We start from the raw sequence: 13,665 nt of genomic DNA on the forward strand, positions 1-13,665 counted from the left end.
GAGACCCGCTTTGGGCACCCGCCAGGCCCCTGAGGCCTTACAACCTGACGCAGCACATGCACCCATCGACTGCCGCCGTTGTGACGCGGTCTGTTGCCGGCTGCCCGTGTTGCTGCAGTCCGGCGACCACGTGCCCGGCCAGTTCCTGTCACGCGACACCCACGGCCGTGCCGTGATGGCGCGCAACGAGGAAGGCTGGTGTGCGGCGATCGATCCCTATCACCTGCGCTGCACGATCTATTCGCAGCGCCCGGCGATCTGCCGCCAGTTCTCGATGGGCGGCAGTGACTGCCGCCGCGAGCGGCAGGACTACCTGCGCCAGGCTGATGCCTGGGCGCTTTCCTCCCCTTCCACCTGACAGGAGCAACCATGCCCCGCAAGGCAAAGACCCCCGCGAAGGCCAGCAACAGCATCCGCAGCGAACGCAAGGGCGCGGCCGCCAGCACCGTGGTCAGCAGCGATTCGATCGCTTCGGACCTGGCAGCGTTCCGCAAGGCCGGTGGCAAGATCGAAGTCCTCGGCACCACCTGGGCGCTGAAGAAAGCCAGCTGACCCAGTAGCGACCGCGGCGGCGCTGCCGCCGCGGCCTGCCGGATCGCGCTCAGCGATCCAGGCTTACCCGAACACTGCCCGAATGCGACTGGATGCGGATATCACCGTCGCCGCTGCCCAGCCGCGTATCAAGATGGCTGCCGGGGCCGTAGCGCGGCCGCTCCACCTGGCCAGCATCGCTGTTGATCGACCCGCTGAAGCTGTTCACCGACAGCTGCGCCGAGACGGCGCGCGGCAGGCGCAGGTTGACCGACGCACTCACCGATTCGACATTGATACGGCCTCCCGGCGCCAGCCCGGCCGCCGACAGGTCAATACTGCCCGATACGGTTTCCACCGCTAGCCGCTGCACCCGCCCGGCATCGACCTCGACCCGGCCGGATACCGTCTGTGCACCGATGTCACCGGACACGCCGCTCCCGGCCACGATCCGGCCACTGACCGTATTTACGTCCAGCTTCGGCGTCTGCAGGCGCGCGCTGACACCGCCACTGACCGTATTGAGCTTGCTGTCACCGCTGCGACCGGAGGCGCTGAGGCTGCCGCTGACGGTGTCGGCCTGCAGGCGGCGCACGTCGATGCCACTGATGTCCTGGCTGGCACTGACCGTGCTCAGCAGCAGTTCCACCGAGCGCGGCACGTTCAGCACCAGCGTTGCGCCGCCGTTGTTGCTGCGACGCGGATACTCGATCTCCCAGCGGACGCGGTTGGCACTCTTTTCCTGGCGCAGCTGCAGGCCATCACTGAGCGTACCGGTGAGCTGCACGTCGTTGCGGTCCCAGCCACGCACGGTCACCTTGCCGGCCACGTTGCTCAGTTCGATGCGGCCGCCGGCGGCCAGGTTGTGGCGTTCGTCGATCCGGGTGTCAGCCAGGGCCACCGCGGGCAGCAGCAACAGCGCGGCGCAGCAGGTCATCAGGGTTCGTGTCATCGGGGGTCTCCTCAGGTCGTCAGGCCGGACTCGGCGGCATAGGCCGCCTGCCGGGTCAGTTCCAGCCGCAGCGCATAGGTGCGCTTGAGCTGGCCAAGCAGGTGAGGCGCACGTGGGTCCTGCGCCAGCGCGGCCTGGATCTGTGCCGCGCTTTCATCCAGTTCGTGCAGCGCCGGCTGCCATTCCGGTGCCCGGCCTGCGGGCAGCGAGGCCACCGCCTGCCGGTACTGCTCGGTCATCGCCGCAGCCTGCAACTGCAGCGCGGACGGCACCGGCATATCCGGCTGCGCATGCCGCCAAGGGGCCACGGCGTAGATCGCCAGGCTGGCAGCCAGGGCAGCGCCGGCCGGCAACCACCAGCGGCGCCGCGAACGCGTTGCCAGGGCCACCACGTTGCCCGTTGGCGCAGGTGCTGCCTCTGGTTCACGCGGCGGCAGCCGCGCGGACAGGCGTGCCCAGCCATCGGCCGGTACATCGCGCTCGTTCGGCAGCGCGCGCAGCCGGGCCAGCAGATCGTGATCGCAATCGTGTTCGTGTGTACTCATGTCATGTCTCCCAGCCGTGCGCGCAGCAGGCCGCGCGCACGATGCAGCTGTGCCTTTGAACTGCCGACGGCCATCTGCAGCTGCTCGGCGATTTCCTGGTGTTTCCAGCCTTCGATGTCGTGCAGTACCAGTACCGCACGCGCCCTCGGAGGCAGCGTCGCGAGTGCGCGCTCCAGGTCGCGCTCGGTACCGCCACAACGGTCGTGCACCGCCAGCTCCTGCAGGCCGCCGTCGACCTCCTCCAGACTGTCGTGGTCCTGCCCGGCGGCGCGCCCGCGCAGTTCCATCAGTGCGGCGTTGACGCCCAGCCGATGCAACCAGGTCGACAGGCTGCTTTCGAACCGGAACCCCGGCAGCGCCTTCCATGCCTGCAGGAAGGCTTCCTGCAGGGCATCCTCGGCACGCGCCTGCTGGCCCCCGCACAGGCGCCACAGTACGGCGAACACGCGCGGCGCATGGCGCCGGTACAGCAGTTCGTAGGCCGCAGTGTCACCGGCGGCGGCCGCCCGCACCAGGGCGGGTTCGTCGACAGGGGCGTGGGCGGCAGGCGGCGATGGCATCGTGGTGTCGAGCATATCGCTTGGATGCGGCGACCCGGAAAAAGGTTTAGAGCCGATCGCCAATCGAGGCCATGCAACCTTTTCGACGATGGCTGCATCCATGCATGGTCATTCGAGAAAACACCTCCAGGGAGTTCCGCCATGTCCAGCCCATCCTGCGCCGCCCTGCTGGTAATCGTCGCTTGCGTCGTGCTGCAGGCATCGGGCCTGTCCTTGCGGTTGTGCCCCGACAACGGCCGCGCCTGCCTGCAGCAGGATCGCCAGGAGCTGGTCTGCCTGGCGTGGTCACCGATGGTCGAAACCCCGGCACGCGCCGGGTAACATCGAGGCCGTTCCCGCCACCTGTTTTCGCCCCCATGATGTTGTCGCTGAAGGATCACCTGCCGGCCTGGAGCCACCCATGGCTGAACTACGCGGGCGTGGCCCTGCAGATCGTGCTGGTGCTGCTGGTCGCCTGGCTGCTGCGGGTACTGGCCCGTCGCCTGATCCGGCGCTTTGCCGAGCACTACACGCTGCCACCTGAAATGGTGATGGGCGCGCGCCGGATCACCAGTTTCGTGGTCTATTTCAGCGCCCTGCTGTATATCCTCAGCCTGCTCGGCGCGAAGCCTTCAGTGCTGTGGACCGCGTTCACCGGCTTCGCGGCCGTGGGCGCAGTGGCCTTCTTCGCGGCCTGGAGCGTGCTCTCCAACATCTTCTGCACGTTGCTGATCTTCACCACTCGCCCGTTCCGCCTGCATGACTACATCGAAGTGCTGGAGAACGGCGAGAAGCCGGGCCTGAAAGGCCGGGTGATCGACGTGAACCTGATCTACACCACACTGCAGGAAACCGGCGACGGCCACGAAGGCACGGTGCTGCAGCTGCCGAACAACCTGTTCTTCCAGCGCACGGTGCGCCGCTGGCGTGACCCGGCGCAGGCGCCCGGCGGCATCCAGGGCGACGGCTGAGGGTGGTTTTCGGCAGGGCTGCGCCCTGCACCTGCAGAGGCCGAAGCCGAAGCAAGATCAAGAGCGGCATTCCGTGGGATGGCGGGGCGGTGTGGGTGGTCAGGACACGCCGTAAACCCATCCATGGGGGCTCGATGGCGCCATCCATGGCGCCAACGGTCCTGCCCACCCACACCGCCCCACCTCTGACAGATTCCGCGCGCTGTTGGTGGGTGCCGACCGTTGGTCGGCACATCTGTCAGATATCGATAGTCAGAATTGGATCCGACCCCGTGCCGACCAACGGTCGGCACCCACCATCAGCAGCAGGTTCCAACAGATCGCGGAAATCTGTCGAAGGCGGGGTGGGTCCGGTTGAGGGGGCGTGAGCCGCATGGATGCGGCGGCCGAGCTTACATGGGTGAGGGCGCTTTGCTTGCGAAGCATTGCTTCGCAAGCGCCCGAACGCACAGCCGCCAGCGGCTGGGCCGGGCCCCGGAGGGGGACTTGCAGCGTCCCCCTCAATCGGACCCACCCCGCCATCCCACGGATAGCACGCTTTTGCCGTTGCCGTTGCCGTTGCCGTTGCTCCAAGCAGGTGCAGGGCGCAGCCCTGCCGAACAACCTTTACCTCAACTGGCTGTCCTTGCTGCCGCGCCGGTTGTAACCGGCGTGCGCCTGCGCTTCTTCGTCATGCGCCTGCTGGCACGCCACGCACAGGCGAACTCCCGGCACAGCACGACGTCGCGCCAACGGAATCGGCGCGTCACATTCCTCACAGTGTTCAAGGCCCGGGCCCTGCCGCAGCTGGCCTCGCGCGCGGGCGATCGCATCGTCGACGGTGGCGTCGATCTGGTCCTGCACCGCGCCATCTCCCGCCCAACCAGTGGCCATGGTCTTCCTCCGCAGGTGTGTCGCCTGATATGGGGACGATACACCCGCGCACAAAGGAGCAGGCCTGTGTTGCGCCGAGCCATGGCCGGTGCGCCTTCAGCAAGCTGAGCAGAACGCCAACGGATCCAATCAGGTCGATCGCGACTTAATCCCCTCCGTCCCCTTTTTGCTCACCAGATCAGGTCGTCCGGCACCTGGAACTGGGCGTAGTAGGCGTCGTCCTCGGCGTTGCCGGTGGAGATCTCGGCAGTCGAGCCCGGCTGGCCGTGGTCGACGATGATCGCCTCCGGGGCCCGCTCGCGCACCTTCTCGGCGGCGGCGCGCGGCAGCAGGGCGTAACCCTCGCCATTGGCGACGATGACCAGCACGCCCACCGACAGCGCCTTGCGCAGCTTGGGGTCGATCAGCAGGGTGCGGATCGCCGCGCCATCGCTGAAGCGATACTCGTCATCGCCCTTGTGGGGCACGGCATGGGCCGCGATGATCTGCTTCGCCTGCGCCTTCTGTTCCGCCTGCCTGGCCTGGGCATTGCGCTCGGCGGCCAGCGCACGGTCGCGCTCGACCTTCTCGGCACGGGCACGTTCAGCCTCACGCTGGACCTCGGCCGAGGCCGATTCGGCCTTGCCCTGGCGGGCCTTGGCCTGCTCCCGCGCGGCGGCGCTGGCCTGCGACTTCTTGGCCAGACCGGCCTTGAGCAATTGTTCCTGCAGCGCGTTGGGCTTTGCCATGGTTGGTACATACCGCGTGTAATCTTGGATGCTTCCATTCTACCGACGCCCCGCCGCCCCTGCATGGCAGTCCTGAAGTACCTCACCGGCTACCCCGAACCCCTGGTCGCCCAGGTCAGCGAACTGCTGGCGCAGGGCAAGCTCGGCCCCTGGCTGCAGCAGCGCTATCCCGACCCGCACGAGGTGCGCAGCGACCGCCAGCTGTACGACTACACCCAGGCGCTGAAAGATCGCTACCTGCGCAAGTCGGTGCCGCTCAACAAGGTCTGCTACGACAACACCCTGGAAGTGATCAAGCACGCGCTGGGTACGCATACCGCCATTTCCCGCGTGCACGGCAGCCGCCTCAAGGCCAGCCGCGAGATCCGCATCGCTACGGTATTCCGCCAGGCGCCAGCGGCGTTCCTGCGCATGATCGTGGTGCATGAGCTGGCCCACCTGAAGGAAGCCGACCACAACAAGGCCTTTTACCAGCTGTGCCAGCACATGGAACCGGATTACCTGCAGCTGGAGTTCGATACCCGTCTCTACCTGACCGAGCTGGCCAACCGCAGCCAGCGCTGACCGGCCGCAGCAGCTACACTGCGCGCCCCCTGCCCGACCTGCCCGCCATGGAACCGATCCGTCTCGACAAACGCCTGTCCGCCCTGCTCGGCATCCCCCGCGGCGAAGCGCGGCGCTATATCGAAGGCGGCTGGGTAACGGTCGACGGCGAAGTGGTGGAACAGCCACAGCGCCCGGTCGATGACAGCGTGGTGATCGTCGTGGCCGAGCAGGCCAGTGATGAAAAGGCCGAGCGGGTCAGCATGCTGCTGCACAAGCCGGCCGGCGTTGCTGCTGAGACCCTGTGTGCGCTGGTCAGCAGTGACAGCCGCAGCGAACTTGATGCCAGCGACATCCGTCCGTTGCAGCGCCATTTCCACGGCCTGCAGCTGGCCGCTGCGCTTCCGGCCAGCGACAGCGGCCTGGTGGTGGTCAGCCAGGATCCGGCCACGCTGGCCCATCTACAGCGCAATCTGGGCCGCACCGAACAGGAGTACCTGATCGAAGTGGCCGAAGGCGGCCCCGAGCGAGGACCGTGGCTGCTGGCGCGGCTGCAGCAGGAATCCGGCGGCGCCAAGGTCAGCTGGCAAAGCGAGCAGCGCCTGCGCTTTGCCGGCAAGGGGCTGACCGCCAAGGGGCTGCGCGTGGCGGTGACCGCCGCCGGGCTGCAGGTGCTGGCCGTGCGCCGGCTGCGCATCGGCCGCGTGGCCTTGGGGCCGCTGCCGCCGGCGCAGTGGCGTTACCTGGGCAGCGACGAGCGGTTCTGAGGCCTGCGGGTCAGGGCCCTTTCCTGCGGAAACGGGTCCGCCCCCATCCTGACGCCCCGGGGTCGGATCCGTTGCCGAAGGCAAGCGCGCTGATGCCCTATCGATCCTGCAGGCATTCCTTCACGCAGGGCGTGGATCTACCATCGAGGCATGAGCCTGCCCATGCCCCTGTGGCGACGCCTGTTGCGCGTCGCTGCAATCATCCTCGCCGCGCTGTTGCTGCTGGTCCTGTCCGGGCTGCTGCTGGCCGACCATCTCACGCCACAGGCACAGGGCGCGCCCTCGCATGTACTGCCATTGCAGCCGGCGCAGACCCGCATCGACCAGCAGATCGTGCCGCTGCAGGACGCGCATCCCGGGCAATCAGGCGTAGCGTTCCTCGGTGATGGCATGGATGCCTTCGCCGCGCGCGCGATGATCACCGCGCACGCTGGCCGCAGCCTGGACCTGCAGTACTACATCTGGCACGACGACCTGATCGGCCACCTGATGGCCAAGGCGCTGCATGACGCCGCCGAGCGCGGTGTGCGCGTGCGCATCCTGCTCGATGACATGAATGCCAAGGACAAGGACGCGCTGATGATGGCGCTGGACCGGCACCCCAACATTGAAATCCGCCTCTACAACCCGTTCCGCAACCGGACCGGCATCCTGCGCATGGTGGAGATGGTGCAACGCTTCTTCAGCGTGAACCACCGCATGCACAACAAGAGCTGGATCGCCGATGGTCGCGTCGCGATCGTCGGCGGCCGCAACATCGGCGAGGAGTACTTCAGCGCGCGCACCGGTGTGAATTTCCAGGATCTGGACCTGCTGGTCGCCGGCCCTGCCGTGGAGCAGGCCAACCGGATCTTCGACGACTACTGGAACAGCGAGGCCGCCATTCCGGTATCCGCGCTTGCCTTCCATACCGATGCGCAGCTGCGCCTGCTGGTGCGCGAATCGGATCATGAGGCGCAGCGGGACGTGGCCCGGCCCTACCTTGCGCGCGTGGCCAAATCGCGCCAGCGGCAGCGCCCGAGTCCCGAGCCATTGCACTGGAGCAGTGCAGTGCGCATCGTCTCGGACCCGCCGATGAAGCATCGCAAGGATGATCGCGCTGCCTGGCTGGTGTCGACCCTGATCAGCGAGCTGCAGGCCGCCCGGCACAAAACGTTGTTGATTTCGCCCTACTTCGTGCCAGGCGACGAAGGCCTGGATGGCTTTTCGGCCATGGCCGGGCGGGGCGTGCAGGTCGGCGTGGTGACCAACTCACTGGCTGCCAACGACGTCGCTGCCGTGCACGGCGGCTACATGAGCTACCGCGTGCCGTTGCTCGAAGCGGGCGTCCACCTGTACGAACTGAAGGCGCAGGGGCAGTCCGGCGATGCCGGCATGTTCGGCAGCAGCGGCGCGAGCCTGCACACCAAGGCGTTCGTGGTCGACGACCGCCGCGGCTTCGTCGGCTCGTTCAACCTCGACCCGCGCTCGGCCTACCTCAACACCGAAATGGGCGTACTGTTCGACGACCCGGTGCTGGGGGCGCGGCTGCGCGATGAGTACCTGCGCCTGGCAGACCCCAGGCATAGCTGGTGGCTGGCGCTGGACGACCGTGGCCGGTTGCGCTGGCTGGAGCGCGAGCCGCCACCGCACTGGGTCGAGGCCGAGCCAGGGGCAACGGCGCGCAAACGCTGGTTGTCGCGGGCCATCAGCTGGCTGCCTGTCGAATCGCAGCTGTAGCACTCAGGCCGCCGGGCCGGCCTGGTCCTGTCCGGCCTCATCCAGCGTTTCCACGCTGCGCCCATGCAGGCGCCGCCAGATCCAGCGCAATGCATGCGGCGGCGCTGAAGGCAGCTGCTCCAGCAGCGCCAGCATGCGGCTCTGGCTGGCATGCCCATGGCGGCACAACAGGCTGGCCGCTGCGGCGGCGCTGGCCAGGCGCAGGCTGTCGGCCAGCGCCCCTTCTGCATCCACCGCCAGGGCCTGGTGAACCGGTTCAGGCAGCTCCCATGCGGCGGCGACCCGCTGCGCCAACGGTAACGACCACTGCTGCAGCAGCTGCAGGGCCAACGCCGGCTCCACGGCCTCGCCGCGGGCCTGCGCTTCCTGCAGCAGCTGGCGCATTACCAGTGACGCGCCCAGTCCCTGCACCAGGCCCAGCCACTGCGCAGCGAAGGCATCACCGAAGGTGACCGTACGTGCGTGATCGGCGGCCGCGCGCGAGGCCAGCAGCGCGTGCTCCCAGATGATCGCGCTGAACTGCGGGAACACTTCGCACTGCACCTGCATCACCGGCTGCACCAGTACCGCGCTGATGATCTGCCGCACGCCTTCGGTACCCACCAGTGTCACCGCCCGCTGCAGGCTTTCGACCGGGCGCTCATGCACCTTGTAGGCCGGGCTGTTGGCGATGCGCAGCAGGTTGCCGGTCAGTACCGGGTCCTGGCCGATGATCGCGGCCATCACCCGCGCTGAGGCGGCATCGTCGTTGACGGTCTGGATCAGCTGCGGCAGCAGTTGCGGCCGGCGGGGCAGCTGCCTGGCCGCCCAGTTGCGGTCCTGCAGCGCGCGCGCCACCGCCTCGCCCAGCCCTGCGGCCTGCACCGGCGTGGATTCACCGGCCAGACGCGGGTACAGGGCCAGCGCATGCAGGCCACGTTGCAGATGTGCAGCGATCTCGGCCGGGGGCAGCGCTTCGCCCTGCAGGCTCGCCGCTGCGGCGGCCACCGCCTGGCGGGACGCAGCAACCAGCCGCGACGGTGCCGCCCCGGTCGAACGCGCCAGCCAGCCGCGCAGCGATCGCCACCAGGCCGCTGTCATCGCCGCCTGCCCTGTCGTTGTGGTGCCCTTGCCGTCACTGACCGCCTGCCTCTTCACGCGAATCCGGCCACCCGCCGTCGTCGCAGCATCGGCCGCATTTTCATCTTCTTTAACTGCAAGGCATGCGATGTCGACGGCACCGGCCGGGGGAATGGACTAGAATGGCGCCGCGCGACCCGTCCCCCAGCCATGACGACGTCGCTTTTTTTGTTTTGGGACCCTACCGTTCACTGGCCGTTCGCTGCAGTTCGCCGCTGTTCGCGCCATCGGAGACGCCATGCTATTCGAAACCCTCGCCACCACCGGCCACGAACAAGTGGTGTTCTGCCACAACCACGATGCCGGCCTGCAGGCGATCATCGCCATCCACAACACCACCCTGGGCCCGGCCCTGGGCGGCGTGCGCATGCGTCCGTATGCCAGCACCGACGAGGCGCTGGCCGACGTGCTGCGGCTGAGCCGGACGATGACCTACAAGAATGCGCTGGCCGGCCTCAACGTCGGTGGTGGCAAGGCGGTGATCATCGGCGACCCGAAGGTGGACAAGACTGAAGTACTGTTCCGCGCCTTCGGCCGTTATGTCGACTCGCTGGGAGGGCGCTACATCACCGCCGAGGACGTCGGTACCGACGTCAACGACATGGAGAACATCTACCTGGAGAGCCAGTTCGTGACCGGCGTGCACCAGGTCCATGGCGGCTCCGGCGATCCGGCCCCGTTCACCGCCTACGGTGCGCTGCAGGCGCTGATGGCGGCGATGCGCTTCAAGTTCGGCCATGAGGAAGTGGGCAAGACCAGCATCGCAGTGCAAGGCCTGGGCCACATCGGCATGGAGCTGGTCAAGCTGCTGCGCGACCGCGGCGCCAAACTGTATGTCACCGACCTGGACAGCGCGCTGGTTGATCGCGCGGTCAGCGATTTCGGCGCCGAAGCGGTCAAGCCGGACGAGATCCACGAAGTGAACGCCGATGTGTTCGCACCGTGCGCGCTGGAAGGCGCGATCAACGCCGACACCCTGCCGCGGATCAAGGCGAAGATCATCTGCGGTACCGCCAACAACCAGCTGGCGAGCCTGGAAATCGGCGACGAACTGCATGCGCGCGGCATCCTGTATGCACCTGACTACGCGGTCAACGCGGGCGGCGTGATGAACGTGTCGCTGGAGATCGATGGCTACAACCGCGAACGCGCGATGCGCCTGATCCGCAGCATCTACCACAACCTCACCCGCATCTTCGAACTGTCGCAACGCGAGAACATCGCGCCGCAGCGGGCAGCCGACCGCATCGCCGAAAGCCGTATCCTGTCGATCGGCAAGCTGAAGATGCCGCTGGGCCGCAGCACCCCGCGCCTGGGCAACCTGCGCGGCGGCTGAGCCTGCCGATGTCGCGCCGGGCCTTTCGACCCGGCGCGACCGCCCGTTCAGAAGCCGGTGCTGTAGCGCAACGCCGCCTGGCGCGCGCCTTCGCCGCCGACGCGCTGGTCAAAGCCCAGGCTCAGGCGGCCGTTGCGGCCCCACCACGACTCCAGCGCCACGCCGAACAGCGCACTGCCGCGCGGCGCGTTCCAGCCCGCCAGGGGCGCCCAGGCATCGACGCCGACGAAACTGGCCTGCCAGTCCGCATCGGCACCATCGAGCCGCTGCTGCCATTCGGCATGCCCGCGCAGGGTCCAGCGCCCCCAGCCGCGTTCACCGCGGATACCGGCCAGCATCTGGCTGCGCTGTACGCGGTTGGCATCGCCACGCAGGCCGAAGCCGAACCCGCCCAGTTCGTTGAAGGCATCGGTATCCACGCGCGTCGTGCTGGCGCCCAGATACGGTGTCAACGACGCACCTACGCGGCCGAAACGATAGCCGCCTTCGACACTGGCACTGCTGAAACGTCCGCCGTAACGTGCAGAGACACCGTAGGCGCCGGCGCCCAGCAGCAACTGGCGATCCAGCGCCCGGGTGAACTGGCCGCTGCCGACCTGGGCCAGCGCATAGCCCCGGCCCAGGTTCCAGCCGGCGTACAGCTGCGCCTGCGCCTGGCGATCACGCCCACGATCACCGCCGAAGCTGCTGCCACCATTGCTGCGGGTTTCGCCGAAGGCCACACCCATCAGCCCATTGCTGCCCAGCGGCAGGTCCTGGCCGGCCATCCAACCACGGCTGTCGGCGGCATTGCCGGCGAAACTGCCCTGCCCGGCTTCGCCGAGCGCGCTCTGCCAGGCCCCGCGCAGGCGCGGCGCCGCCTGCACGCGATCGAAGCGCTCGGCGATCGCGCGGCGTGACATGTCGATGCTGTCGAAGGTGGCCGACTCGGCCCGCGCATGCGCCTGTCCGGACAGGCTCTGCAAACTGGCCTCGAGGCCTTTGCTGCCACCGCCAGTCCACTGCAGCGCACCGGCGGCCGTACCGAAGGCCGAGCCCTGCAGCGTCGTATCGCCATCAAGCGCGCTGAACGCACTGTCCACGCGTTGCGCAGCCGACTGCGCCGAGGCCGTGAGCCCGGTCGCTGCCGCCGTGACGCTGACCTGGGTCAGGTTCAACCAAGCGTTGTTGCTGTCATAGCCATAGCTGCTCTGCAGCAGCGACAGGCCCTGCAGGCCGCTGGAGGTGGCCGGGCTGCTGAAGGTGCCGCTGAGGCCGCCGGCGGCGTGGATCAGGTCCTGGCGGCTGCCGTTCTGCGGCACATAGCCGGAGACGAAGCCGTGCACGCGCACGCCCCCGTTGATCGTGGCGTTGCCGGTGACCTGCAGCGCATTGGCACCGAGCGCGATCATCAGCTGCGCGCCGGCCTGCTGGGTGTAGTTGCCCTCGATGGTGCCGGTGGTGCTACCGGTGGTCAGCAACACGCTGCTGCCGTTGACCACATTGCCGATCACGCGCGGCGTACCGCCATTGAACTGCAGGCCGGTCGAATCCGGATCGGGCTGCGCCAGGATCGTCACGTTGGAGCGGATCACGCTGCCGTTCTGGAGTGACAGGATGCCGCGCTCGATGCGGGTGGCGCCGCTGTAGCTGTTGTTGCCCCCCAGCACCAGGGTTCCCCCGCCCTGCTTGACCAGGCCACCGCTGCCGACGATGTCGTTGCTCCACAGCGAGCCACTCGATGGCGCATCGACATTGGCCACCACATCGCCCCAGTCGAAGCGCCCCGGCCCCTTGATCGCCCGCGAGATGTCGAGCAGACCGTAGCCGAACACCGCATCCACGCCGGGCGCACCGATGTCCTTGGCGGTGCCCAGCAGGGTCTGCCGCACCAGGTTGTTGTCGAAGTACGGGTAGCGCTGCCAGACCAGGGCGGCGGCGCCGGAAATCAGCGGGGCGGCGAAGGACGTGCCGTAGTTCCAGTAATAGCTGCCGCCGTTGGCATCGGGATAGACCGCGCTGCCCGGCGCCGCCAGGCAGTAGCGCGCGGCCTGGCCGCAGGCATTGGCGTAGCTGGCCAGCGTGCCCGGTGCATACGGATCCACCGCAGTGGCCACCAGCCAGCCGCGCTCCAGATCGGCCGCTGGCAGCGAGCCGGCAACGCCCAGCTGGCTGGGCAGCGCGGCCAGGCTGCTCGGCTCGGGGCGCGCATCGTTGCCGGCCGCGAACACCACCAGGCCGCCATGATTGATGACGAAAGGCCGGTACTCGGCCGCCACCTGCGCGGTGGTCGGCAGGTCGGTCCAGTACAGGCCGCCCCACGAATTGTTCATCACCTTCACGTTGTAGCTGATCAGGTCCTGGTGGACCTGCGCCACGCCCAGTGGGCCGCTGAAGGAATTGCCCTTGCCGCTGCCGTCATCGACGGGCGGCTTGTCGGCGATGATCCGCGCCGAAACGATCTGTGCGCCGGGGGCGATGCCGCCCGGCCAGGACCCCACCGGAGCACCCGCGGCCAGGCTGGCCACCGCCGTGCCGTGGCCCACCACGTCGTCCACCTGCAGGTTGTTGCGGGCGGGGTCGATGTAGTTGAGGTTGGCGACCACGCGCCCGTTCAGCGCCACTGCGTTGCGCTGCACGCCCGAATCGACGATGCCGATGCGCACCCCCTGCCCGGTCAGGCCAGCGGCCTGTGCGGCACGCGCATTGGTCACGGACAGGTGCGCGTCGAAGGCCGGCTCCTGCGGCTTGGCCGGAGGCGGGGTGGTCGGCGGGGGCGTGGTCGGGGGCGTCGGGGTGGTCGGGGGTGGATCGATGCGGACATTGCCGCCGCCTCCGCCGCCACCACATGCCGTCAATGCCATCGCCAGCGCCGACGCCAGCGCCGACCTCACCATCATCGTGCGTTCCATCGATTCCTTCCCATGAACGTTGGCCTGCCCACATCCCGGCAGGCGTGCGGTGCCGCCCAGCGGCGGCCCTCCCCGACCCTCTATACTTGGGTCGACCCCCACGCAGTCTGCCGGGAAATCGCGGCGCTTCCAACGTCTTCGGTCTCCTTTC

Annotated in this window: 15 protein-coding genes; 8 read left to right on the forward strand and 7 right to left on the reverse strand. The window is 68.1% G+C overall.

The window, feature by feature from the left end; translation table 11 throughout:
* Window positions 1-64: 64 nt before the first annotated feature.
* Both ACUDTM_RS07225 and ACUDTM_RS07230 read left to right on the forward strand, forming a co-directional pair.
* The gene (locus ACUDTM_RS07225; RefSeq protein ID WP_072169117.1) at window positions 65-358 is read left to right on the forward strand and encodes a YkgJ family cysteine cluster protein; all 294 of its coding nucleotides are present in this window, start codon (window positions 65-67) and stop codon (window positions 356-358) included.
* Window positions 359-369: 11 nt separating this feature from the next.
* Window positions 370-552 (forward strand): hypothetical protein, encoded by a 183-nt coding sequence (locus tag ACUDTM_RS07230; protein ID WP_005410566.1) that lies wholly within the window; start codon window positions 370-372, stop codon window positions 550-552.
* Between the two features lie 49 nt (window positions 553-601).
* On the opposite strand, the gene ACUDTM_RS07235 is transcribed toward ACUDTM_RS07230, so the two are convergent.
* Genes ACUDTM_RS07235 through ACUDTM_RS07245 form a run of 3 tightly spaced genes read right to left on the reverse strand, consistent with a single transcriptional unit; the run spans window position 602 to window position 2,603 of the window.
* Entirely contained in the window at window positions 602-1,483 is an 882-nt protein-coding gene (locus tag ACUDTM_RS07235; RefSeq protein ID WP_061480626.1) for a DUF4097 family beta strand repeat-containing protein, read from the reverse strand.
* A gap of 11 nt (window positions 1,484-1,494) precedes the next feature.
* A complete protein-coding gene (locus ACUDTM_RS07240) occupies window positions 1,495-2,028 on the reverse strand; it encodes a hypothetical protein (RefSeq protein WP_445391228.1) in 534 nt (177 codons plus the stop codon).
* Window positions 2,025-2,603: an RNA polymerase sigma factor gene (locus tag ACUDTM_RS07245; RefSeq protein ID WP_445391229.1), complete on the reverse strand. Its 579-nt coding sequence runs from the start codon at window positions 2,601-2,603 to the stop codon at window positions 2,025-2,027. The genes ACUDTM_RS07240 and ACUDTM_RS07245 overlap by 4 nt, the downstream gene beginning before the upstream one ends.
* 126 nt (window positions 2,604-2,729) lie before the next feature.
* Here ACUDTM_RS07245 and ACUDTM_RS07250 point away from each other — a divergent pair, with 126 nt between their 5' ends.
* Window positions 2,730-2,909: a hypothetical protein gene (locus tag ACUDTM_RS07250; RefSeq protein ID WP_061480628.1), complete on the forward strand. Its 180-nt coding sequence runs from the start codon at window positions 2,730-2,732 to the stop codon at window positions 2,907-2,909.
* Window positions 2,910-2,944: 35 nt separating this feature from the next.
* On the forward strand, window positions 2,945-3,538 hold the full coding sequence (locus ACUDTM_RS07255; protein WP_005418176.1) for a mechanosensitive ion channel family protein: 594 nt from the start codon (window positions 2,945-2,947) through the stop codon (window positions 3,536-3,538).
* 606 nt (window positions 3,539-4,144) lie between these two features.
* Here ACUDTM_RS07255 and ACUDTM_RS07260 read toward each other — a convergent pair.
* On the reverse strand, window positions 4,145-4,411 hold the full coding sequence (locus tag ACUDTM_RS07260) for a DksA/TraR family C4-type zinc finger protein (RefSeq protein ID WP_072169104.1): 267 nt from the start codon (window positions 4,409-4,411) through the stop codon (window positions 4,145-4,147).
* Window positions 4,412-4,581: 170 nt separating this feature from the next.
* Window positions 4,582-5,139, reverse strand: coding sequence for a DUF2058 domain-containing protein (locus ACUDTM_RS07265; RefSeq protein ID WP_005418186.1), 558 nt, complete (start codon window positions 5,137-5,139; stop codon window positions 4,582-4,584).
* A gap of 63 nt (window positions 5,140-5,202) precedes the next feature.
* On the opposite strand from ACUDTM_RS07265, the gene ACUDTM_RS07270 reads away from it, so the two are divergent.
* The 3 genes from ACUDTM_RS07270 (at window position 5,203) to ACUDTM_RS07280 (ending at window position 8,168) form a co-directional block, all read left to right on the forward strand.
* On the forward strand, window positions 5,203-5,703 hold the full coding sequence (locus ACUDTM_RS07270; protein ID WP_053499398.1) for a M48 metallopeptidase family protein: 501 nt from the start codon (window positions 5,203-5,205) through the stop codon (window positions 5,701-5,703).
* 47 nt (window positions 5,704-5,750) lie between these two features.
* Window positions 5,751-6,449: an RNA pseudouridine synthase gene (locus tag ACUDTM_RS07275; protein WP_005418190.1), complete on the forward strand. Its 699-nt coding sequence runs from the start codon at window positions 5,751-5,753 to the stop codon at window positions 6,447-6,449.
* A 162-nt stretch (window positions 6,450-6,611) separates the two neighbouring features.
* Window positions 6,612-8,168, forward strand: coding sequence for a phospholipase D family protein (locus tag ACUDTM_RS07280; protein WP_445391230.1), 1,557 nt, complete (start codon window positions 6,612-6,614; stop codon window positions 8,166-8,168).
* A 3-nt stretch (window positions 8,169-8,171) separates the two neighbouring features.
* On the opposite strand, the gene ACUDTM_RS07285 is transcribed toward ACUDTM_RS07280, so the two are convergent.
* Window positions 8,172-9,248: an HDOD domain-containing protein gene (locus ACUDTM_RS07285; RefSeq protein WP_180884613.1), complete on the reverse strand. Its 1,077-nt coding sequence runs from the start codon at window positions 9,246-9,248 to the stop codon at window positions 8,172-8,174.
* Window positions 9,249-9,525: 277 nt separating this feature from the next.
* Between ACUDTM_RS07285 and ACUDTM_RS07290 the strand changes: the two genes are divergently transcribed.
* Window positions 9,526-10,623, forward strand: coding sequence for a Glu/Leu/Phe/Val dehydrogenase dimerization domain-containing protein (locus tag ACUDTM_RS07290; RefSeq protein ID WP_049413064.1), 1,098 nt, complete (start codon window positions 9,526-9,528; stop codon window positions 10,621-10,623).
* A 47-nt stretch (window positions 10,624-10,670) separates the two neighbouring features.
* Here ACUDTM_RS07290 and ACUDTM_RS07295 read toward each other — a convergent pair whose 3' ends face one another.
* The gene (locus ACUDTM_RS07295) at window positions 10,671-13,514 is read right to left on the reverse strand and encodes a S8 family serine peptidase (RefSeq protein WP_445391231.1); all 2,844 of its coding nucleotides are present in this window, start codon (window positions 13,512-13,514) and stop codon (window positions 10,671-10,673) included.
* Window positions 13,515-13,665: the final 151 nt, after the last annotated feature.

This window comes from Stenotrophomonas maltophilia group sp. vghtpe118 (assembly GCF_052605195.1).